This window comes from Roseovarius tibetensis (genome assembly GCF_050896375.1).
Lineage (GTDB): Bacteria > Pseudomonadota > Alphaproteobacteria > Rhodobacterales > Rhodobacteraceae > Roseovarius > Roseovarius tibetensis.
Map to the genome: position 1 here is coordinate 19630 of NZ_JBPBBB010000024.1, position 20930 is coordinate 40559.

A 20930-nucleotide genomic window follows, 5' to 3' on the forward strand; every position below is an offset into this window, starting at 1 on the left:
CGGCGCTTCGCGCCGCGTATCGCGCCGGAGTCGTAGCCCGTCGCCTATTCCTGCGTGCGCAGCCGCGTCCGCTGCACGATCATCACCGTCAGCAGCGGCAGCCCGACGGTCAGCAGGCTGACCACGATCAGCAGTATCCCCAGCTCGGAATAATCCGCGGGCGTCGTGACCTCGCCGGTCTCGGGATCTGCCACCCGCCGGGTGATCACGAACACCTCGTTGAGGTATTTTGTCAGCAGGGAACTGGCCGACAGCGCGAGGTTGGTGAACGACGCCATCACTGCAAAGAACGTGGCCTTCAGGTCATTGGGCGCGTTGCGCGCGATCCACGCCAGCATCGGGATCATCGCGACCTGTCCCAGTGGCGATTCGATCGCCGTGTCGAGGATCGCGATGAACCGCGCGTCCACCACGCCCGCGGTCAGCGGGGCCGTGATGTCCTGAATTCCGTAATACAACCCGATATTGGGCAGCGACAGCAGGCCGCTCGCCAGCGTCAGCAGGACGATGATGTAGACGATCGGCCGGCTCGCCATCAGCGGACGCAGCACCACCATGCCGACCAGCGTCAGCACCGAGGTGATCAACGACAGGATCGACTGGAACTGCTGATCGAAGCCCAGCACGTCGATGGTGAACCAGGTATAGCCGTCGCCCGGGCGCGGCACGGCGCGAAAGATGAAGATGATCAGCGCCGTGCCGACCAGGGCGCGCGCCTGTGCGGGCTCCAGCACCGCGATCAGCTGCCGCATCAGCAGCAGCACGATCGCCATGGACCCGGCAAAGATGATCTCTTGCCCGTAGGGGATGTCGCTCAGCCCCACGGTCAGCGAGATCGCCACGAAGCCCGCACCGCCGATGAAGTACCACGGGTTGACCTTGGTGTCCTCGTCGGGGCGTTCGAACAGCGCGTCCGCCTCGGCCGGCGACAGCCCGCGCCGCATCATCCCCTGCCTGGCGCGGATCTTCTGGATGCCGGCCAGTACCACGCCCGACACCGACACCACCGGGATCGCCAGCGCGCAAAGATAGATCGTGGCATAGACGCCGCGCTTGGCCTCGGCGTCCATCGCCTCGATGCCCGAGAACAACGTGATGTTGATCGCCGCGACAACCACTGTCCCGAGGATCAGCGCGAACCGCCCCAGTGTCTGCATCGTGGTGTGCATGGCGCGCGACTGTTCCAGCCCGATCTCGCGGCCTTGGGCGTCGAGGCGCGGCACGGCCTCGACTGACATCGCGTCGGCGACCGCATCCTGCACCACCAGACCGCAGGGCGCGAGGATGTAGGATGTGATGTACCACGCGCTCATCGGCATGATCGCGGTCATCATCTCGGTCTGGGTCAGCAGCAGGTACATGATGAAGACCGACAGCCCGATCAGCCCCGCGCCGAAATAGACCAGCAGCCACTTCCAGCGCCAGATGATGTCCACCAGGTGCCCCAGCGGCATCTTCAGCGCCCAGGGCAGCCCCGCCCAGAACGCCAGTCCCGCAAGAAAGGCCGCCGAAAGGTCGAGGTATTCCTTCACGAAGAAGGTACCCACGATCATCGTCAGCCCCGAGAATCCGGCGGCGAAATAGACCATCAGCGGCGGCAGGAAGGTCCAGCGCATCTGGCGGCCCAGATCGAAGATCACCGCATCGACCCATGTGGCGACTCTTGTCCCCGCGCTCATCGCGCGCCTCCGGCCTCCGGCCAGAACGAGGCGCTCTCGGACAGGGCGGTCACGAGGATGTCGAGCATCGAGACCGGCAGCATCAGCAGCATCTTGGGCGACGTGACCGACAGATGCACTGGCCCAAGCGCCGTGTTCGAGGTGCCGATCGGACCATCAGGCGCGAAATTCAGCCCCCCGATGGGCCATGCGAGACCGTCCGAGGCCCCTTCGACCGCGCCCATGGGGAACAGCGACACACGGCAGCCCTCGGGCAGGTCGAGGTGGATCGCGGGCGGGCACAGCACCATCAGGTCCACCTCGCCCAGAAGCACGCAGCGCTGCGCGGGATACCGCACCAGCGTGTTGCAGGCGGCCATCTGGTGATCGAGCCGTTCGCCGCAGAATCCCACGCCGAGGATCAGTGGCGCGGTGATGCTGCGCAGGCATTTGTCGAAATCGGTGCTGTCCTGATCCAGCATCGGGTGCAGGGTCGTCGCATCAAGGCGCGTCCGCGTGTCGTCCGAGATGCTGTCGAAATCGCCGATCACCGCACGTGGCGTGATCCCATGGGCCAGCGCCCGGTCCGCACCGCTGTCTGCGGCGATGATACCGGGTGCAAGCCGCTGCGCGGTATCGAGAAGCCCGGTCGACACGCGCGCGCCCCCGAGCAGCGTGATTGGTGCTTTCGCGTGGACATCCATTTTCAAACGTCCTTGTCGTTTCATTAACTGGTTCATGCCACGTTTTGACCATCAAATAATACGCGAAACAGCAAAAAATCGTGCCGCTTTGGCCCTTCTGATCATGTCACGATCAGAAGGGCAATGTCGCAGGACGGGGAGGGAACGTGACCGGGTCGGATGAAATTCTCACGATCTCGTATCGGGGCTTCACCTGCGCCTTGAAGGGATTCGACGATCCCTTGCAGACCATGACGGCGATCCTCGATTACCTGCGGTACCTGGAGGCGATCGCGGACACTGGCGGGGCAGGGCGCGAGGCCCCCGATATCGACATCCTGACCCGCATCGCCGAGCGTGGCGTCACCTGCCGCGTCACGGTCCAATCGGATGACGGCGGCGTCCTTCTATGCGCCGACCCGTCCCTTGCCGCCGACCGCGTCGCTCCGCCGCCCGGACAGGCGCCGGATCGGTCCGTCGCGCCGCCGGTGCCGGGCAGACCTGCCAACGAAGAACGCCCTGACGCGCCCGCCCGCATGACCGCGACGCGGCCTTCGGCGCGGGTCGTCCGGGTAAGGCGGTCGGACATCGACAGGCTGGTCGATCGCGGTATCCTGCGACAGGATACGGGCGACGGCCCCGCACCTGCGGTCAGCGACGCCTCACGCCAAGACGCGCATGCGACGCTCTGCCCCGAGGCCGAACGCGCGCTGCAACGCGAACTCGCGGCGATCGAGACCGACACACCACACGGGGCGGGCTTGGCAGACCAAGGGGCGACCGTGCCGACCGACAGCGCCCGGGATGGGGCGCATCCTGCCGCGTCCGAGGCCGCCACCGGCGTGACGGGAGCCGATCGCGCGCCGGGCCATGACATGGACGACCTGTCGCGGATATTCGAAAAGACCGACAGTCACCTCGACGCCCCGTCGTCGAACCGGCGACGCAGCACGATTCAGTATCTGCGCGCCGCGCTCGCCCTGACCCGCACCGAGACACAGACCGACAGGGGGGCCACACGGCCGCGGCGCCGCGGCCGTCCGGCGCGGCAACGCTGGCAGGGCGCGCGCGACGCGGGGCGCTGGCCCGATCCGCTTCGGCTCATGCCCGAGCAGCGTGTCATGGGCGCGCCCGATGCGGGGCCTGTGCAATTTGCGGCCTCCGAGGGGGTCGGTGGCGATTTCGGCGCCTTCATCGCGCGGAGGGGGGCTGCCGAATTGCCGGATCTGATCGAGGCGGCGGCGGCTTACATGGTCGATATCGAGGGGCATGTGCGATTCTCGCGCCCGATGCTGATGGAAATGCTTGACCAGATCGGCGTGACCGCAATGCGCGAGGACATGTTGCGCGCCTGCGACGCGGTGCTGACTGCGGGCAAGCTTCGGAAATGTTCCGACGGGCGGTACGCCGTTACCGATGCGACCGGGTTTCGCACACGGCCGGGCACCGGCTGACGGGCGCGCGGTCCGACCGGGCGATCCTGCGCTGACCGTCAGCCGCGAAACCCTGTCGCGACCACGAATTTCTCGGAACTGTCCGCGCGGGACGCGGGTGGTTTGACATTCGCCACCTTGGCGAACCGTTGTTTCAGAAGGGCCTGCAACTCGCCCTCGGCGCCGCCGGCGAGCACTTTCGAGACAAAGGTCCCGCCCTCGTCCAGCACGTCGAATGCCAGCCACGCGGCAGCCTCGCACAGTGCAACGATGCGCAGGTGATCTGTCTGCTTGTGCCCCGAGCTTGATGCCGCCATGTCCGACATCACCACATCCGCGGGGCCATCCAGCCATGTCTTGACGCGACCGTCGGCCCCGTCCTCCATGAAATCCAGTTGATAGAGATCGCAGCCCGCGATCGGCTCGACCTCCTGCAGATCGACGCCAAGGATGCGGCCCTGCGCCTTGCCGCGCTTGTCACCCAGCGCGTTCACCCGTGGCACGGCCACCTGACACCAGCCTCCCGGCGCGCAGCCCAGGTCGACGACGCGCGCGCCCGGCACCAGAAAGCGGAACTTGTCGTCAAGCTCCATGATCTTGAAGGCCGCGCGCCCGCGATAGCCTTCGGCCTGCGCGCGCTTGACATAGGGATCGTTCAGTTGCCGTTGCAGCCAGCGCGTCGACGACGCCCGTCGCCCGCGTGCAGTCTTGACCTGCACCGTCAGATCGCGTTGCCCGCGCCCCGAGGTGTTCTTGCCGTCCGGTCCCTTTGCCATCAGTCGGCCCCATCCCTCAATACACCCGTCGCGGCCATCTGCGCGTAAAGCATGCCCTCGCGCAAGCCGCGATCCGCGACCGACAGCCGGTCCGTCGGCCAGCACCGCAACAACGCCTGCAGGATCGCCGCGCCCGACATGATGAGTGCCTGCCGATCCTGCCCGATGCGCGGATCGCTGCGGCGTCCCGCCGGGCCAAGCGTAAGGTACGTGCGGATGACCTTGTCGATCTCGTCGCTTGTCATGGTCAGGCCGTCCACCTTGTTGCGGTCATAGCGTTTCAGGCCCAGATGGCTGGCGGCCACGGTGGTGACCGTGCCGCTGGTGCCGACGATCTGGAACCCTTCGCGGGTCTGCTCGTCCTTGTAGGGGGCGAACTCGGCAAGGTTTTCCTCGAAGAACCAGCTCATCAGTGCGAAACGCGCGCTGTCCTCCATTACGTCGTGGAACTGGTCGCGCAGCGTCGCCACGCCCAGCGGTACGCTGATCCAGTCCACCACCTTTGCCGTCGGCCCGCCATCGGTGCACTGAAATCCCAGATGCATGCGCGCTATCGCGCGGCGCCTCTCGGCGGGCGGCACGTCGCGCAGGTCGATCCACACCAGCTCTGTCGAGCCGCCGCCGATATCCACCACCAAAAGCTGCTCTGTCCGCGAGCTGACCAACGGCGCGCAGGAGACCACGGCAAGACGCGCCTCCTCCTCGGGGGCGATGATGTCAAGCTTGAGACCCGTCTCGCGTTCGACCCGCTTCATGAAATCCATGCCGTTGACGGCGCGCCGACAGGCCTCGGTCGCGACCAGCCGCATATGCTCTACCTTGTGTCGGCGCAGCTTTTGGCGGCAGACCCGCAAGGCCTGAATCGTGCGATAGATCGAGGCACGCGACAGTCGGCCGGAGCGTTCAAGCCCCGCCCCCAACTGGACAGTCTTCGAAAAACTGTCCACGACCTTGAACTGATTGCCCTCGGGTCGGGCAATCAGCATGCGGCAACTGTTTGTTCCAAGATCGAGCGCCGCATATAACGACGTCTGATCCGGCAGGTTCAGTGCGGGACTCTCAACCGGTTCCGGGAACGCGCCCGCACTTTCGGGACGCTTGGGCGCCATGACGACACGCCCTCCATTTCAAGTTGACACTAATTTAGACCTATATGTGCCATCGTGCAAGCCTCGCGCGCCCGGCGGGGGCCGCACGAACATGTGATCCTGACGCCGTCGGGCCCCCTCGGCCGGCGGATCGGGCCGGTCTTTTGCGTGGCGCGGGCGGCTTTTACCGGGCCTGTGCGTGGTATTCGGGATTGGGCTGCATGCCGGTGGCCGAGGCCACACGGTTGGTCATGTTGAAAAACCCCGCAACGTTGGCGATGTCCCAGATGTCGCGGTCTGAAAACCCCGCGTCGCGCAGGGCTGTGCGGTCGGCCTCCTCGATCTCGGACGAGGCCTTGGTGACCTTTTCGGCAAAGGCCAGCATCGCGGCCCCGCGCGCATCGAGCGGTGCCGCGCGCCAGTTCATCACCATTGCCTCGCCCAGGGCCGGGTCGCCCGACAACTGCCGCACCGCCGCCCCATGCGCCACCTGGCAATACCAGCAGCGATTCAATGAGCTGACGACGACCGCGATCATCTCGCGCTCGAGCTTGCTCAGCCCGCTTTCGCCCAGCATCAGGTCGTTGTACAGCGCCGTGAAGGCGTTGAGCTTGTCGATATGATGCGCATAGGCCTTCAGCACATTCGGGATCATGCCGAGCTTCTGTTCACAGATGTCGAAATAGGCCCGCGTCTCCTCGGGCAGCGGATCGACCATCGGCAGATCGAGTGCGGTGGTCCGGTCGGGTCCGGTCATGATGCCATCCTTCCTGTTCAATCCTTCACACGGTAGTGGTACCCGTCGACCGTCGCAAAGCCCATGCCCGAATACAGCGCGGTTGCCGCCGCGTTGGTCGCCGTGCAAAGCACCGCCATGTGCTGCGCGCCGTGGCGGGCGGCCCAGTGCGCCGCGGCGCACATCATCCAGCGGCCCATGCCCGCACGTCGGTGGCGCGGCCGCACCTCAAGCGCGTGCACCATGGCGATCCGGTCGTGGATCGCGGCAAACCCCGCGGCGGCGGGGTGGCTGTCATGGCGACCGAACAGGCCGGTTTTCGGCCCTTTCGCACGCGCCATCACCGCGACGCGGTCGGGGCCGATGCCACCTTCGGCCCAGATCTCGCGCATGATTTCCAGCGGCTCCCAGATGGTGAAGGTAGCGATGCGCGGCGGGGTCTGCACGGTCAGCGCCGTGACCGGCGCCACGTGGATGCGGGTCGGATCGACGATGCGGTAGCCCTGCGCGGCCAATGCCGCGTCGAGCCCGGCATCGTCCGTGCGGATCTGGAACAGCGCCGCCTGTCCGAGGTCGTGCATCGCGTCTTCGGCGCGGGTCAGTTCGTCGGGGGTGAGGGCCCGCGCAGCGGTCGCGGCGGAGACGCGCTTGCCGCCGCCGCGCCCCTCGCGGATCGTGACAGGTCCGACGGTCTCGACGCGGGCGGGGGGCCAAGTCGCCTCGACCGCGGCGTGAAGCGTCGGCAGGTCCGGCATCATGCGGCGAACAGTCCCGACAGTTCGGACATCGCGGCATCGACACGCGCGCCGTCATGGCCGCGCACCACCACGTTGACCCCGTGCGCGCCGCCGCGCAGATACGGGTAAGAGCCGAAGGACAGGTCCGGATAGCGCGCCGCCAGATCGGTCAGCGGTCCGGCGATATCCCCTTCGCCGCGTGCCACGTCAAGCGATTGCGACAGGATCGGCGCGCCGCCGGTGATCGTGGGCAGGACCGACGCGACCATCGCCTGAAAGATCGACGGCACCCCCGCCATCACATGCACGTTTTCAATGGTGAAGCCCGGCGCGGCGCTGATCGGGTTGTCGATCAATGCAGCGCCATCGGGGATGCGCGCCATGCGCAGACGGGCGTCGTTCAGCTCCTGGTCGCGGGCGGCGTAATGCGCGGCAAGGATCGCGCGGGCGTCGTCGCGTACAGATATCGGGCGCCCAAAGGCGCGCGCCACGTTCTCGGCGGTGATATCGTCATGCGTCGGGCCGATCCCGCCAGAGGTGAACACGACGTCATATGCGCCGCTCAGGGCCTGAACCGCGGCGACGATGGCGTCCGCGTCGTCGCTGATTACCCGCACCTCGCACAGATCGACGCCGGCACGCGTCAGCTCTGTGGCAAGGTGGGCCATATTCGCGTCGCGCGTCCGGCCCGACAGGATCTCGTCCCCGATGACAAGCATGGCGGCGGTCGGGTTGGGCATGGCGCGGGCCTTTCGTGCAACTGCGGTCAGGAAAGGTATAGGCCCGCGGCGGGCGCTTTCAAACCCCCTTATGCCGGACATCCGGCGACCTGTGCCCCGTTGTGGTGGGGCCGTGGACCGACGGTGCCTGCATCTGGAGGGCGAGGCTAAGTTTCTCGGCGAAGCGGCACAGGTCCCGGCCGATGCTGGCGCGGCGCTCGGCGGTGAAGCGGCGTACCGGGCCGGTCGCGCCGATACTGTACGTGGCGCCGATCGTGCCGATCCGGACCGGCGCCGCCACCGAGGATATGCCGACCTCGATCTCTTCGACGCATTCGGCGTAACCGGCCAGCCGGATCGCCGCGAATTCCGCGCGCAGCGCGCCCGCGTCGCGCTTGGTTTGCGGGGTGTAGCGCCGCATCGGGCCGTTCAGGATGGCGTCGCGAAAGCCGTCTTCGGCAAAGGCCGCGATGGCCTTGGAACACGAACAGGCATGCATCGGGCGAAACCCGAGGCCAGGATGCACGAAGGACCGCGCCGCGTCCGGCGGCGTCTCGACATGGATGATCTCGACGCCCTTGTCGCGATAGCGCGACAGGAACACCGCCTCGCCGAACTGGTCGGCCGCGTCGCGCAGGGCCGGTGCCGCCGCCTGCCGGGCATCGACATCGGTCTGCCCCAGAAGGGCCAGCCGCACAAGCCGCACACCGATCAGGTAGCGGCCCGGTTGCGGTTCATCCAGCAGGCGGTGTTCGGCCAGCGATTGCAGCAGACGGTAACAGGTGGGGCGCGGCAGCCCTGTGGTGTGCTGTATCTCCGAGGCGGTGACCGCGCGCCCCGCGATCGCCACGGCCTCCAGGACGGTCGTCAATCGGTCAAGATGCATGGCTGTCTCGTTTGATGAACAAGTGTCTCGGGTACTAAAGGATATGACCCGAAGTCAACGACCCGGCGGCGGGCGGGCGACGCGATCTCTTGCGCTTGGGCGCACCATCCATGCGATGCAGGGCACCGTCGCAGGCCGCGCGGTCGGCGTCACCTCTTGTGGATGACCACAAGCTGATCGCGCCGCTTCTTCTGATAGCGGGCCGGCTCCACGATGCAGCCCGAAATCTGGTCGCTCAGGGCGTTGAACGCCGCTTCCACGGCCGGATCGGAATGGCTGAATCGCCGGTCGTCCAGCCAACTGCGAAACAGCGCGGCGGTCTTGGTGATCTTCGGCCGCTCATAGGTCGCGGGCTGCCAGCGCAGATCCTCGATCACGTACAGGCCGCCCGGCGCCAGCCGCGGAAAGATCTCGAGGAACGCGGTCTGCTGATGATGGCTGGCATGGCTGGCGTCGTCGATCACGATGTCGGGGGCCGGATCAATGGCGCCGATGGCGCGGGCGATCTGGGCCGGGTCTTCCATGTCGCAGCGATGGAAGGTGAACCGTTCATGTTCGAACCACGAGAAATCCGACACGTCGAGACCGTGAATGCGGGCTTTGGGAAAATACTCCAGCCACATCCGGATCGAGGGCAGGTCGGATGTCGCGCGGTCGGCGTCGGCGCCGTGTTCCGGTCCGCCGATCAACAGCCCCATTTCCAGAAACGTGATCGCCCGCATCCGGTAGGGGTGGAACAGCATGTGATACAGTTCGGTATAGCGATGCTTGACCGATCCCTTGTCAGAGCCGTAGCGATCCGCAAGGTCGGTCAGGTTTTCCAGCTTGGCCGTCATGGTGTGTCGTCCTTGTTCCGGTCAGCCCCGTGCCGGGATCGGCGCGGCCTGCGGATCGATCCGGTGTTTCTTCAGAAGGTGGCCGATCAGCCCGTCCTCGTCGGGCAGACCGCCGGGCCGCTGCGCCAGAAAATCGCGGATGCGGCGCCCGTAAAGGTGGATCGACAGGGTTCGGTCGGTCAGACAGGCCTCGGCCTGCGCGCGTTTGCCCGCCTTGACCATCTGCCGCCGGTTCTGGAACGGCACGGGATAGAGCACCTCGCGGTCGAAGGCATGCGCGTCCTCGCCGGTGCGGTGCAACCACGCGGTCACCGCGTGCGGCCCCCAGGCCCCCCAGGGCAGGTCGCCGACATGCACCGGATCGCCGGCCTCGGCCCGTGCCCGCAACCGGGCCTGTGCCCCCTCGCCATACCAGAAGGGAATGCCGTACTCGTCCTCGGTCATCTCCAGCAGACCCGCCAGCGCCGGGCTGTCATGGGGCAGGCCCAGTACCCCGCCATTGATGTGATGCGCCGATTTCCAGCCGAAGAAATGGCCCGTGTCGCTGGTGAAGGGACGCAGGCAATAGGCATCCGTGTCCGCCCAGATCATCCCGGCCTGCCGCCGCAGCATGTGATAGCGGAACACGTCCGAGAACAGCGCCATGCTGCCGGTGCGTGCGTGGCTGATGAACCGGTCGCGGTCGAGGATCGCGGACCCGTGCCTCACCGTCACGCCCGCGGGCACGTTCGACACCGCGCCGTAGTGGTACAGCGTCACGTCATGTCCCGCATCGAGGAAGGACTGGATGCAAAGCTGTTCGACGTAGCTGAGCGGGCCTTCGACCCACAGCATGCCGATCTCGTACTCTGGTGTCATGCGCCTGCCCGATCTGTCCTTGGTCTGTCCGTGACGGTCGCGGCGGTGCCGCCGCCCGATCCGTTCATATCCGGGCATCGTGAAGTTACCAACAACTCCAACCCGGATTTTTCCGCGCCGCGCCTTGCACCGCCGCGGTTTGATCCGCATCCTGCGTCCGAACGCGCGACAGTCGGGCCACCGTGCCCGAGAGGGGCCCCTTGGACAATACCATCACCTGCCGGGATATCAGGTTTCCCGCCGATGACCGCATCATCACCGCCAAGGTGGCCAAGCGTCTGCGACGTGATATGTACGAAACGCCCGAGGTGACCGCGCTTGCGAAATTCGTCAAGCCCGGCGATCGCGTGCTGGAACTGGGCGCCGGCATCGGCTTCATTTCCAGCTTTATCGCGCGCACCCACGATGTCGAGCATATCACCTGTGTCGAGGCCAACCCGCAGCTTTGCGCCTATATCGGCCGGGTGCACGCGATGAATGGCGTGACGAATGCGTCGATCCGCAATGTCGTGGCCCTTTCGGATGCGGCACCGTGGCCCGAGCAGGGCCGGATGCCCTTTCACCTGACAGAGCCGTTCTGGTCCTCGTCGCTGACGCCGCCGCGCGATGGCGTGTCCACGCGGATCGGGGTCGATGCCCTGCGGCTGTCGGATCTGGTCACGGAGCTTCGACCGACGGTCATCATTTGCGATATCGAGGGCGGCGAATGCGGCCTGTTCGAGGCATGTACCCTGACAGGGGTGCGCAACATCGCGCTGGAACTGCACACGCGGGTCTATGGCGGGGCCGGCGTGCGCAAGGTCTTCGACGATCTGCACAGGCACGATTTCTTTTATCATCAGAAGGTGTCCATTGGCGATATCGTGCTGTTCGAACGGCTGAAAGACACGGCCTGACACGTCAACCGGCATCGGGGGCCAGAACCTCGACATCCGGCCTGCGCCGTATCGCGGCAATGTCGCGTTCATAGAGACGGGTCAGATGCGCACGCTCCTGCGTGGTCCAGGGATCGTAGCCGGGCCAGTCGGGGCCGCGCGGGTACCGTTCCTGGATCTCGACGCGCCGCGCCAGCGCGGCCTCGCCACCGATGCGGGCGATCTCGGACAGCAATTCACGCACCGCGCGGTGCGACGCCGAGGGCCGTCCGCGCGTGCGTCCGGGGCTGACCAGCGCGCTTGAGTCGATGCCCGGCCCGCACAGGTTGGCGATGATGCGCGACGACAGTGCCGAGAAATCCTCATGCCGCCAGACGATCAACCGGGCATCGGGAAAGCTGTCGCGGACCTGTTCGATCAGGCCCAGCCAGCTTGGCAATCGGCCCAGGATCGCCCGTTTCATCGCGTCTTCGGCCAGCACGTTCGCGCCTGTGGCCGATCGCAGGAATTCGACATAGGCCGATGCGAAGAAATCGGCATAGTTGCGCAAGCCCAGATGCACCTCGTGCACAGGGTAGGGGATGTTTCGCGCAAAGATCGGGATCAGCGTGTCGCGGCGCTGGTACAGATCGCCGGTGCGCACGCATTGGCCGCAATGCCCCGGCATGTTCTCATCCGACAGGATGATGCGCGCGCCGGGGCGGGCCTTGATGGTCTCGAAGAACGCGTTCGCGCGCCTTGCCAGATCCGCGTCGGACACCTTGCGGCGAAAATCCAGCCCCAGCTTTTCGTACCCGTTCAGTTGGCAGGGATAGGTGTAGTGCTTGCGCGCATCGCGATGGTGGACGTAGTGAACACCGCTTTTCTTCAACCGCCCGGCATTGCGCTGCAGGATGGATTGCAGATGGCTCGTGGCGGTCTTGTGCACGCCGCCATGCACGACGACATGCGGGGTTTCGGGCCGTGTCATGCAGGACGTGTCAGGGGCTCTGGCGGCGCGTTGAGGCGCGCGATCTCGTCGCGGAACGCGGACCAGCCGTCGCGCGCCAGCAGCGCCGTGATCCGGTCCCGGTGCCAGTCGCAGGCGGCCGCGTGCAGGCGGGCAAGCTCGGGGTCCTGCAACAGCCTGTCCAGCTCTTGGCGCAGGGCGGGCAGACGGGCGTGCAGCGACGTGTCGCGTGTGGAATTGAAATTCATGCCCGACCAGTACGCGATCCCCTGATCGTCGCCCACGTGATTGGTCCGTCCGCGATCGCGCTTGACCAGAAAGCTGTCGACAGACCGCACCGCATAGTGATGCAGACGCGCAAGGTCGTGGCTAAATCCGGTATGCGCGTTCCAACCCTGGGTCAGGTAGACGTCCGGCATCGGGCGGCCGCCCCCGTCCACCCAGGCCACGTCGCCACGGTCGAGGTGAAAGGCGGGGCGATGGATGCGCAGCTTGTCGAACCGGTCGGTGTTGCGCACCAGTGTCTTCATGCCCCGCGCGCGGTAATTGGGAAACTCGTGCTCGCCGCAGCACCGGGTGAAACGCTCGACGATCAGATCCTCGGAATAGTCCCGATGCCCGCCATTGCCGAACAGTTTCCAGCAGACCGAGATCGCGTCGGCCTGCCCGGTCGCGGCGAAAAGATCGTCCAGCCGCCCCGCGCCCACGCGGATGTTCAGGAATTCGTCGCAATCGGCGCATATCAGCCAGTCGGCCTGCTGGTAGACCGGCTCTTTCCGTGCGGCCTTCAGCGCGGCGCCCTGTGGCCTTTTCCCGGGTCTGAAGACGTTCTCGCGGTGTTGGGCAAGACCCATCCGGTCCAGCCGGGCGGCGATCCTGTCGGTGCCGTCCTCGCAATCGTTGGTGTAGATGAGAAAGTCGGTGAAGCCGATGACGCGGTTGAAGGCGATCCATTCCAGCATGAAGGGACCTTCGTTCTTCATCGTTGTCACGATCAGGCGCTTGCCAGAGCCGGTCTGGGGGTCCGCGCCGGGATCGCCCTGCGGCGTGACGATACGCGCGGTCCGCGGCGCAGGCGCGGCATCGGACGCTTGTGTCGTGGTCGGGGCGGCAGGTGTGGCGGTCGCGTTTCGGGCTGTGTCCCGGTCGCGTTTGCGCTTGCGGAAGGCATGGGTGAAACGGTCGGCGATCTCGGGGCGGTTCGTGCGCTGGAAATAGTCCGACACGGCCCCGCGGAACCAGGGCAGGTTCCGCCGCCCGCGGTACAGCCGGTAGAAGGTTTCATGCGTCAGATCGTCGAAGATGCAACGCTCCATCACCGGCTTTAGCGCGTCGATCTTGCGCAGGAAGACGGCGGTCTTGTGGCTGGAATACCAGCATTTGAACACGCGAATGTTGTCGCCCGTCAGCCGGTCCAGATGCATCTGGTCAAGCGCGTGATACGGGTCCGAGAAGATGGTCACCCGACCCAGGCCTTCGGTCAGCGTGGCGGCATCCGACAGCGGCAGCGTCCAGTCCTGACGACGCCCGGTTTCGTAGCGCGTCTCCCACGGGACCAGGTCGGGGTCCAGCGTGGTCTGCGGATTGAACGCGATCACATGCGCACCCGGCACCAGCGAGGCGAAGGTGAGCGCGCCGAAGCCGCCCATCGACACGCCGGCGAACACCACGCGGTCATACCCGTCGAACACGCCGTCATCGCGCAGGCGTGTCAATCGGGCGATCAGGTCCGCATCGCGATACCAGTCGCCGACATGCGCCATCACACCAAGATGCGACACCCCGTTATCCTGCGCAAAGCGAAAGCCCCAAGGTTCACGCAGGACGTCCGCATCGTTGACGTTGGCGAGATTGTCGAAGGTCACCAGCAGCCGTGTGGACGGTCGCCGGATCAACATGAGGCTGTGTCGCAGCCTCTTGTCGAGAAAGCCCGCACCCTCGCCGCCGGGACGCAGCTCGTCCAGCCAGCGTGGCACCGGTTGGCTGTCGTGGTTGGGGGACACCTGCTCTGCCATCATCCGGACTAATGTATCTGCCAATGGTGCGCCGCGCCCCACACCGGGTCATGCGTCACGCATGTCAGGGCGCATCATACGCGGCAGAGACAGGTTTTCGCAACAGACGGATCGAAGGCGCCGGATTGTTTTCGCGCCGCTTGGCGTCGCGGCCGCATTGGGGGCGGGCGATGGCCCGGATGCGGCCGCATGGCTGCCGCGTCCGGGCCTTGGGGTGTCAGTCGGTGACCCTATCGTCGAGGAAGGCGGTAAAGGCGCTCCAGCTTTCGGTGTCTGCGCGCGCGTCATAGCGATCGCTGCCGAAGACGGTAAAGGCGTGTGGCGCGCCGGAATAGATCTCGATCGTGTAGGTCGTCCCGGCCTCTTCCAGTTCCGTGCCGAGGGTCGCGACATCCTCCAGCGTGATCGAGCTGTCGGCACCGCCATGCGCGATCAGAAGCGGCGGCTCGTCGCCGGACCAGCCCTGGCCCTCGGGGGTGGACAGGCCGCCATGGAAGGTCGCGTATCCCGCCACGGCTTCGGGCCCGCCATTGCGCGCCATCTCAAGCGCCGCAGCCCCGCCAAAGCAATAGCCCATGACGACCATCCGGTCCGCCGACGATCTGGACAGGGCAAGATCCGCCCCGGCGTCAAGCAGCGCGCGCATGCGTGCGCGATCCTGGTACAGCGCGCCTGTCGCGGCGCGCCGGTGATCGACCGTCTCGGTCGGCGTGTCGTCGCCGAAGACGTCGAGCGCGAACGCATCATATCCCATGTCGGCCAGCATGTCTGCGCGCTGCCGCTCATAGTCGGTCAGCCCGTCCCAGTCATGCACGATCAGGACAAGGCCCTTGGGATCGTCGGCCTCGGCCCAGTAGCCGGTGAACGCGTCGCCCTCGACAGTATACGGCACGTCGTCTGCCAGCGCGGGCGCTGCGATCATAAGGGGCGCAAAAAGAAACGAAGTCAGTCGTATGGTCATGATCCCTCCTGTCGGGGTCTATCCCGTCCGATTTGAATTGCCTGCCCTGCCGTCATGGCCAGAGGCACCGTAAACAGTGTAGGGCGCGCAGGGCACTATAACAATACGACGGGGCGCCGGGATCGGGATCGCGGCCCGGCGCAGGACGGGTAGAGCGTGGGCGCGGTCAGGCCTCGCGCCCATGCGCTTTGAGCCGCGCGTGCAGCGGACCCGCCTCATGCGCGCCCGCCTCCAGCGCGAATACATAGGCATGGGTGAGGTAAAAGCACGAGGCATCCGTATCGTTCACCCGATCGGCGGCCTCGGCGTAAAGGTCGATCAGCGCGCGCTGGTCGCCTGTATCGTGCGCGCGGATCATGAGCGTGTCGAGATCGGTCATTCCGCCGCCCTCGCCATGGCGCGATGCGCCTCGACCCGGCCCGCGACCCAGGCGTGAAAGCAATGTGTCGGGCCGTCCATCACCGGCGAGAACCGCCCGCCATCAAAGCCGGTGGCGTGCCGGCCGCGCTGCATCCCCTCAACCACGAAGATGTCCTCTTCGAACACCGTCTTCCAAAGCTGCGTGTTGCGCATGCGCAGCCCGTCATCGCTGCGCGGCACCGCGTAATACAGATGCACATGCTCGACCGTGCGGTCCGGCCCCTTGGGGTCTAGCAGGATCACGAAGGCATGATCGCGGTGCACCCCCATCAGGACATTCGGATAGACCGCGATGTATTCGGCCTGCTCGTTCCACGTCTCGCCGACATCGGCAAAATCGGGAAAGGTCTCGCCGTTCTCGTTGGTGATCTGGCGATAGACCAGCGTGCCCTGACCGGAAAACGCGCCGGGCGCCTCGATGTGATAATGGTCTTCCAGCCGCGAATAGCTGTTGAGGCCGGGATGCACCCAGGGCAGGTGGTAGCTCTCGCAATAATTCTCGACCGCGAGTTTCCAGTTGCTGCGGACCTCGATCTCGAAGCGGCTGTCGTGGCCGCCGTGATACATTGGCAGATCGAAATCCCGCCAGCGCGCGATCAGCCCGGCCATCGCCTCTTCGAAGGCGGGGGCGTCGCCGGACACGTTGATCCAGACGATATCGCGCCAGACATGGCTGCGGATCTCGACAAGGCCCAGATCCACGCGCTTTATGGTCTCATGCGTGTTGTGCCCCGGCCCCCCCACATGCGGGGTCGAGACCAGGGCACCCGTGGTCGCATAGCACCACGAATGATAGGGACAACGGATCGCCCCCTCGATCTTGCGTGGCTCGGCTACTAGGATCATCCCGCGATGGCGGCAGATATTCTGAAAGACCCGAACTGCGCCGTCCTTGTCGCGGATCAGCAGCAGCGGCAGCCCGAGGAATTCCAGCGGTTTCGCATCACCGGGCTCGGGCACGTCGGCGGCCACGGCCAGCCCGGACCATTGCGAGAACAAAAGCGCGTGCTTCTCCTCCTCGTGGACGCCTGCATCAAGATAATGCGCGTTGGGCAGGCCGCGGGCGTGTTCGACACTGGCACGCACGGGGCCGAGATCTGTCACCGGCTGGCTCATATCGGCAGTCTCCCGTTCTCGTCATGAACACAAGACTGCACCACGCGGCGCGGGGCCGCGCCGCCGCCAGCGACCCGATTTTCCTCAAGGCGACATGACGGCGCGGTTTTTTGCGCCGCTCAGGCCCCGCGTGACAGCGCCGCGACCCCGGTCCGCGCCATCTCGCCCAGGCCCAGCGGACGCATCAGGTCGGCGAACGCATCGACCTTTTCGGGGGTGCCGGTGATCTGGAACACGAAGCTGTCAAGCGTGCTGTCAACCACGTTGGCGCGAAAGATATCTGCCAGACGCAACGCCTCGACCCGCTTGTCGCCCGTGCCCTCGACCTTGAGAAGCGCCAGTTCACGCTGCACGTTCGGCCCCTCGACGGTCAGGTCATGCACCTCGTGGACCGGCACGATGCGTCCCAGCTGCGCCTTGATCTGCACGATCACCTGCGGTGTGCCGGTGGTGACGATGGTGATCCGGCTGGTATGGCCGGTATGGTCCACCTCGGCCACGGTCAGGCTGTCGATATTGTAGCCGCGCCCGGAAAACAGCCCGATCACCCGCGCCAGCACCCCCGGCTCGTTATCGACGATCACGGCCAGCGTGTGGGTCTCCTGGACGTCCGAGAACTGGGGTCGCAGGTTGTAGGCCGAATGCTTGGACGACCCTTTCTTGATCTTCAGGGCGGACATGGGACGTTTTTCCTCTCAGGGGCCTCGGCGGCCTCGTTTCATCTTTCCGGAAATACTCTCGGGGGGTTTGGGGGGCAGACAGCCCCCCATGTATCGTGCGGGTATGGGGGCGGATAGCCCCCACCTGCCTCACACCAGCACCGCGCCGCCTTCCTTGATCGCGTCCTTGGTCGAGGCGTTTTCACCAAGCAGCATCTTGTTGTGCGGCTCTCCGCTCGGGATCATGGGGAAGCAGTTCTCGTGCTTTTCCACGAGGCAGTCGAAAATCACCGGCCCGTCATGATTCAGCATCTCCATGATCGCGTCATCCAGATCGGCGGGGTCCTCGCACAAGATGCCTTTGGCGCCGAATGCCTCGGCCAGCTTGACGAAATCGGGCAGTGCCTCGGACCAGCTGCTGGAATACCGCTCGCCATGCAGAAGCTCCTGCCATTGCCGCACCATGCCGAGACGCTCATTGTTGAGGATGAACTGCTTGACCGGCAGGCGGTATTGCACTGCGGTGCCCATCTCCTGCATGTTCATCAGCCACGACGCCTCGCCCGCGACATTGATCACCAGCGCGTCGGGATGCGCCATCTGCACGCCGATCGAGGCTGGAAAGCCGTAACCCATCGTGCCAAGTCCGCCCGAGGTCATCCAGCGATTGGGGTCCTCGAAGCCGAGATACTGCGCGGCCCACATCTGGTGCTGGCCGACCTCGGTGCAGATGTAGCGGTCATGCCCCTTGGTCAGCGCCTCCAGGCGCTCCAGCGCGTATTGCGGCCGGATCACGGGACCCTGCTGCTTGAACTTCAAACAATCGACGCGGCGCCATTCCTCGATCTTCGACCACCACTTGGCGATCCCCTCGCGGTTGGTCTTGCCGCCGCGCGCCTTCCAGACCTCGAGCACGTCCTTGAGCACGTTCGCGATGTCGCCGACAACGGGGATATCGGTCTTGATGACCTTGTTGATCGACGATGGGTCGATATCGATATGCGCCTTGGTGCTGCCGGGGCTGAACGCGTCCAGCCGCCCGGTGATGCGGTCGTCGAACCGCGCCCCGATATTGATCATCAGGTCGCAATCGTGCATCGCCATGTTGGCCTCGTAAAGGCCGTGCATCCCCAGCATGCCCAGCCAGCTCTTGCCCGAGGCCGGGTAGGCGCCCAGCCCCATCAGCGTCGAGGTGATGGGAATGCCCGTCGCCTCGACCAGATCGCGCAAAAGGCGGCTGGCCTCGGGTCCCGAATTGATCACGCCGCCACCGGTGTAGAAGATTGGGCGCTTGGCCTTCTCGATCGCGGCGACAAGATCGGTGATCCCTTCTATATCGCCCTTGACCTGCGGCTGGTAATGATGCGTGCGCGCCTGCGAGGGCGAGACGTAGTCGGCGCTGGCAAATTGAACGTCCTTGGGGATGTCCACCAGAACCGGCCCGGGACGCCCCGAGGTGGCGACATGAAACGCCTGATGCACCGTGTCCGCAAGATTCTTCGTGTCCGAGACCAGCCAGTTATGCTTGGTACAGGGGCGCGTGATGCCCACGGTATCGGCCTCCTGAAAGGCATCCGTGCCGATCATGAACGTGGGCACTTGACCGGTCAGCACGACAAGCGGGATGCTGTCCATCAGCGCGTCTGTGATCCCCGTCACCGCGTTCGTGGCGCCGGGACCCGACGTGACCAGAACGACACCGGGGCGCCCGGTGGCGCGGGCGTATCCTTCGGCGGCATGCACGGCCCCCTGTTCGTGCCGGACAAGGACATGCCGGATGCCTTCCTGCTGGAAAATCTCGTCGTAGATCGGCAGCACGGCGCCGCCGGGATATCCGAACACGACGTCCACACCCTGATCCTTGAGGGCCTGAACCACCATTTTCGCTCCGGTCATCTGACGTTTCATGTGTCTCGTGCTCCGTTCTGACGTCATTTCGTGTCGCATAAAAAAGCCCCCGATCCAAGGCGGGGGCGCATGGGGTGCCAATGTGGCGTCCGTTACAGACCCATGCGCAAGGTACCTGCGATGTATACTCGATCCGTCACAATGCATCCCCTTCCTTGCTTGCCGAACACTTAAATCCGGCGGCATATGGCGTCAAGGCGAATTGGTGGATAAAATGTCGTGACACTAGCGCTTTTCTTTTCAATTATTGCGCGAAATGCCGTCTGATGGACAGGTCGGTTCTGACAGGGGCGGTCTTCGGGGGCGAGACGTGTGCCCCGACGGGCTGTGTGGGACGGGGCGCGCACCCGTCCGGACTGGCCGCTTCGCACCCGCGACGGTTTATTCCCCGGCCCCCGCGATCTTTGCGGCTATCGGTATTTGCAGCCACGGATTCAGCGGTTAGGGTGCAACGCACTGCAAGGCTTCGGATGCCGTCCCGACGCGGACCGCATGCCACGAAAAAGACGGGAGGAAACTGTATGGATCGTCGTTCTTTTCTGAGAAATTCTGCGCTGGGCGGGTCTGCGGCGGCGGCCACGTCGCTGGCCGCGCCGGCCTATGCGCAAGGCAGACGCACCCTGACCATGGTCAGTACATGGGGGCGCGGTCTGACCGGGGTGCACGATTCCGCCCAGTATTGCGCAGATGCGATCACCGACATGTCCGATGGCGCGTTGACGGTAGAGTTGAAGGCGGCGGGCGAGCTTGTCGGCGCGTTCGAGGCGTTCGATGCCGTCTCGGCGGGGCAAGCCGACCTCTATCACGCGGTCGATTACTACTTTCTCGGCCAGCACCCGGCCTTGTCGTTCTTCAGCCAGGTGCCGTTCGGCATGACCTTCATGGAATACAACAACTGGTTCCATCATGCGGGCGGGCGTGAGCTGGCCGACGAGCTTTACAGCATCTTCGGGCTCAAATGCTTCCCGGCGGGCAATACCGGGCCGCAATCGGGTGGCTGGTTCAACACCGAGATCAACAGCCCCGAGGATTTCCAGGGCCTGCGGTTCCGGATGCCGGGCCAGGGCGGACAGGTCCTGGGCAAGCTGGGCGCGAGCGTTCAGAACCTGCCCGGCTCCGAGGTTTATCAGGCGCTGTCGTCCGGCGCCCTCGACGGGACCGAATGGATCGGTCCCTGGGCCGACGAAAAGGCCGGCTTTCAGGAGATCACCAAGATCTACTACACCGCCGGCTTCCACGAACCCGGTCCGAACATAAACCTGACCTTCAATCTCGACATCTACGACAGCCTCACGCCGGCGCAGAAGTCGATCGTCAGCAATGCGGCGCAGGCCACGAATATCCGCACGATGTCGCATTTCATGACCAACAACTCGGCCGCGCTGCAGCGGCTGCAATCGGGCGGGGTGAAGGTGATGGAATTCCCCGACAGCGTCTGGGACGCTTTCGGGGCCGCCTCGAAGGACGTGGTGCAGGAACCGATGGGCGACGACATCTACAAGAAATGCCATGACAGCTACATGGACTCGTTGCGCAGTTCCGCGGCCTGGGGCAGCCGGTCCGAAGGCGCCTTCACCGCACAGCGCAACCGCGTGGTCGGCATCTGATCCGACCCTG

At 65.4% G+C, this 20930-nt stretch carries 20 protein-coding genes; 3 read left to right on the forward strand and 17 right to left on the reverse strand.

All coding sequences use genetic code 11. From position 1 onward, the window contains the following. Positions 1–44: 44 nt before the first annotated feature. Positions 45–1679 carry an MFS transporter gene (locus ACROSR_RS14410; RefSeq protein ID WP_432686234.1) on the reverse strand — a complete coding sequence of 545 codons (1635 nt, stop codon included), beginning with the start codon at positions 1677–1679 and terminating at the stop codon, positions 45–47. Further along, positions 1676–2362, reverse strand: coding sequence for a thiamine diphosphokinase (locus ACROSR_RS14415; protein WP_432686236.1), 687 nt, complete (start codon positions 2360–2362; stop codon positions 1676–1678). The genes ACROSR_RS14410 and ACROSR_RS14415 overlap by 4 nt, the downstream gene beginning before the upstream one ends. Before the next feature lie 146 nt (positions 2363–2508). Between ACROSR_RS14415 and ACROSR_RS14420 the strand changes: the two genes are divergently transcribed. Then, the gene (locus tag ACROSR_RS14420; protein ID WP_432686238.1) at positions 2509–3795 is read left to right on the forward strand and encodes a hypothetical protein; all 1287 of its coding nucleotides are present in this window, start codon (positions 2509–2511) and stop codon (positions 3793–3795) included. Between the two features lie 38 nt (positions 3796–3833). Here the strand turns inward: ACROSR_RS14420 and ACROSR_RS14425 are convergent, their stop codons facing one another. The 8 genes from ACROSR_RS14425 to ACROSR_RS14460 form a co-directional block, all read right to left on the reverse strand. Continuing rightward, positions 3834–4550: an RlmE family RNA methyltransferase gene (locus ACROSR_RS14425; RefSeq protein ID WP_432686240.1), complete on the reverse strand. Its 717-nt coding sequence runs from the start codon at positions 4548–4550 to the stop codon at positions 3834–3836. Continuing rightward, positions 4550–5659, reverse strand: a complete 1110-nt coding sequence (locus ACROSR_RS14430) for a Ppx/GppA phosphatase family protein (RefSeq protein ID WP_432686242.1) — start codon at positions 5657–5659, stop codon at positions 4550–4552. Before ACROSR_RS14430 ends, ACROSR_RS14425 begins: the two co-directional genes overlap by 1 nt. Positions 5660–5822: 163 nt before the next feature. Then, complete coding sequence (locus ACROSR_RS14435) at positions 5823–6395, reverse strand: peroxidase-related enzyme (RefSeq protein ID WP_432686244.1); 573 nt, start codon at positions 6393–6395, stop codon at positions 5823–5825. A 17-nt stretch (positions 6396–6412) separates the two neighbouring features. Beyond that, positions 6413–7129: a GNAT family N-acetyltransferase gene (locus ACROSR_RS14440; protein WP_432686246.1), complete on the reverse strand. Its 717-nt coding sequence runs from the start codon at positions 7127–7129 to the stop codon at positions 6413–6415. Continuing rightward, the gene (locus tag ACROSR_RS14445; RefSeq protein ID WP_432686248.1) at positions 7129–7851 is read right to left on the reverse strand and encodes a competence/damage-inducible protein A; all 723 of its coding nucleotides are present in this window, start codon (positions 7849–7851) and stop codon (positions 7129–7131) included. Before ACROSR_RS14445 ends, ACROSR_RS14440 begins: the two co-directional genes overlap by 1 nt. A 58-nt stretch (positions 7852–7909) precedes the next feature. Further along, positions 7910–8701 (reverse strand): IclR family transcriptional regulator, encoded by a 792-nt coding sequence (locus ACROSR_RS14450; protein ID WP_432686250.1) that lies wholly within the window; start codon positions 8699–8701, stop codon positions 7910–7912. A gap of 164 nt (positions 8702–8865) precedes the next feature. Continuing rightward, on the reverse strand, positions 8866–9552 hold the full coding sequence (locus ACROSR_RS14455; RefSeq protein WP_432686252.1) for a class I SAM-dependent methyltransferase: 687 nt from the start codon (positions 9550–9552) through the stop codon (positions 8866–8868). 21 nt (positions 9553–9573) lie between these two features. Continuing rightward, on the reverse strand, positions 9574–10488 hold the full coding sequence (locus ACROSR_RS14460) for a hypothetical protein (protein ID WP_432686254.1): 915 nt from the start codon (positions 10486–10488) through the stop codon (positions 9574–9576). Positions 10489–10610: 122 nt separating this feature from the next. Between ACROSR_RS14460 and ACROSR_RS14465 the strand changes: the two genes are divergently transcribed. Beyond that, on the forward strand, positions 10611–11306 hold the full coding sequence (locus ACROSR_RS14465; RefSeq protein WP_432686256.1) for an FkbM family methyltransferase: 696 nt from the start codon (positions 10611–10613) through the stop codon (positions 11304–11306). 4 nt (positions 11307–11310) lie between these two features. On the opposite strand, the gene ACROSR_RS14470 is transcribed toward ACROSR_RS14465, so the two are convergent. The 7 genes from ACROSR_RS14470 to ACROSR_RS14500 all read right to left on the reverse strand — a co-directional run bounded on the left by ACROSR_RS14470 (position 11311) and on the right by ACROSR_RS14500 (position 19313). Next, positions 11311–12255 carry a hypothetical protein gene (locus ACROSR_RS14470; protein ID WP_432686258.1) on the reverse strand — a complete coding sequence of 315 codons (945 nt, stop codon included), beginning with the start codon at positions 12253–12255 and terminating at the stop codon, positions 11311–11313. Continuing rightward, positions 12252–14273: a glycosyltransferase family 2 protein gene (locus ACROSR_RS14475; protein WP_432686260.1), complete on the reverse strand. Its 2022-nt coding sequence runs from the start codon at positions 14271–14273 to the stop codon at positions 12252–12254. Before ACROSR_RS14475 ends, ACROSR_RS14470 begins: the two co-directional genes overlap by 4 nt. A 193-nt stretch (positions 14274–14466) precedes the next feature. Next, positions 14467–15210, reverse strand: a complete 744-nt coding sequence (locus tag ACROSR_RS14480; RefSeq protein WP_432686262.1) for a dienelactone hydrolase family protein — start codon at positions 15208–15210, stop codon at positions 14467–14469. Between the two features lie 166 nt (positions 15211–15376). Then, complete coding sequence (locus ACROSR_RS14485) at positions 15377–15589, reverse strand: hypothetical protein (protein ID WP_432686264.1); 213 nt, start codon at positions 15587–15589, stop codon at positions 15377–15379. Then, a complete protein-coding gene (locus tag ACROSR_RS14490) occupies positions 15586–16746 on the reverse strand; it encodes an aromatic ring-hydroxylating oxygenase subunit alpha (protein ID WP_432686266.1) in 1161 nt (386 codons plus the stop codon). The genes ACROSR_RS14485 and ACROSR_RS14490 overlap by 4 nt, the downstream gene beginning before the upstream one ends. 119 nt (positions 16747–16865) lie before the next feature. Then, positions 16866–17426 carry an acetolactate synthase small subunit gene (gene ilvN / locus ACROSR_RS14495; RefSeq protein ID WP_432686268.1) on the reverse strand — a complete coding sequence of 187 codons (561 nt, stop codon included), beginning with the start codon at positions 17424–17426 and terminating at the stop codon, positions 16866–16868. A gap of 129 nt (positions 17427–17555) precedes the next feature. Continuing rightward, on the reverse strand, positions 17556–19313 hold the full coding sequence (locus ACROSR_RS14500; protein WP_432686270.1) for an acetolactate synthase 3 large subunit: 1758 nt from the start codon (positions 19311–19313) through the stop codon (positions 17556–17558). Positions 19314–19834: 521 nt separating this feature from the next. Here ACROSR_RS14500 and ACROSR_RS14505 point away from each other — a divergent pair. Beyond that, entirely contained in the window at positions 19835–20920 is a 1086-nt protein-coding gene (locus ACROSR_RS14505; protein ID WP_432686272.1) for a TRAP transporter substrate-binding protein, read from the forward strand. Positions 20921–20930 lie beyond the last annotated feature (10 nt).

Coding starts and splice junctions, on each gene's coding strand:
- ACROSR_RS14410 (WP_432686234.1), bottom strand. CDS start 1,679: ATGAGCGCGGGGACAAGAGTCGCCACATGGGTCGATGCGGTGATCTTC.
- ACROSR_RS14415 (WP_432686236.1), bottom strand. CDS start 2,362: ATGGATGTCCACGCGAAAGCACCAATCACGCTGCTCGGGGGCGCGCGC.
- ACROSR_RS14425 (WP_432686240.1), bottom strand. CDS start 4,550: ATGGCAAAGGGACCGGACGGCAAGAACACCTCGGGGCGCGGGCAACGC.
- ACROSR_RS14430 (WP_432686242.1), bottom strand. CDS start 5,659: ATGGCGCCCAAGCGTCCCGAAAGTGCGGGCGCGTTCCCGGAACCGGTT.
- ACROSR_RS14435 (WP_432686244.1), bottom strand. CDS start 6,395: ATGACCGGACCCGACCGGACCACCGCACTCGATCTGCCGATGGTCGAT.
- ACROSR_RS14440 (WP_432686246.1), bottom strand. CDS start 7,129: ATGCCGGACCTGCCGACGCTTCACGCCGCGGTCGAGGCGACTTGGCCC.
- ACROSR_RS14445 (WP_432686248.1), bottom strand. CDS start 7,851: ATGCCCAACCCGACCGCCGCCATGCTTGTCATCGGGGACGAGATCCTG.
- ACROSR_RS14455 (WP_432686252.1), bottom strand. CDS start 9,552: ATGACGGCCAAGCTGGAAAACCTGACCGACCTTGCGGATCGCTACGGC.
- ACROSR_RS14460 (WP_432686254.1), bottom strand. CDS start 10,488: ATGCCCGGATATGAACGGATCGGGCGGCGGCACCGCCGCGACCGTCAC.
- ACROSR_RS14470 (WP_432686258.1), bottom strand. CDS start 12,255: ATGACACGGCCCGAAACCCCGCATGTCGTCGTGCATGGCGGCGTGCAC.
- ACROSR_RS14480 (WP_432686262.1), bottom strand. CDS start 15,210: ATGACCATACGACTGACTTCGTTTCTTTTTGCGCCCCTTATGATCGCA.
- ACROSR_RS14485 (WP_432686264.1), bottom strand. CDS start 15,589: ATGACCGATCTCGACACGCTCATGATCCGCGCGCACGATACAGGCGAC.
- ACROSR_RS14490 (WP_432686266.1), bottom strand. CDS start 16,746: ATGAGCCAGCCGGTGACAGATCTCGGCCCCGTGCGTGCCAGTGTCGAA.
- ilvN (WP_432686268.1), bottom strand. CDS start 17,426: ATGTCCGCCCTGAAGATCAAGAAAGGGTCGTCCAAGCATTCGGCCTAC.
- ACROSR_RS14500 (WP_432686270.1), bottom strand. CDS start 19,313: ATGAAACGTCAGATGACCGGAGCGAAAATGGTGGTTCAGGCCCTCAAG.
- ACROSR_RS14505 (WP_432686272.1), top strand. CDS start 19,835: ATGGATCGTCGTTCTTTTCTGAGAAATTCTGCGCTGGGCGGGTCTGCG.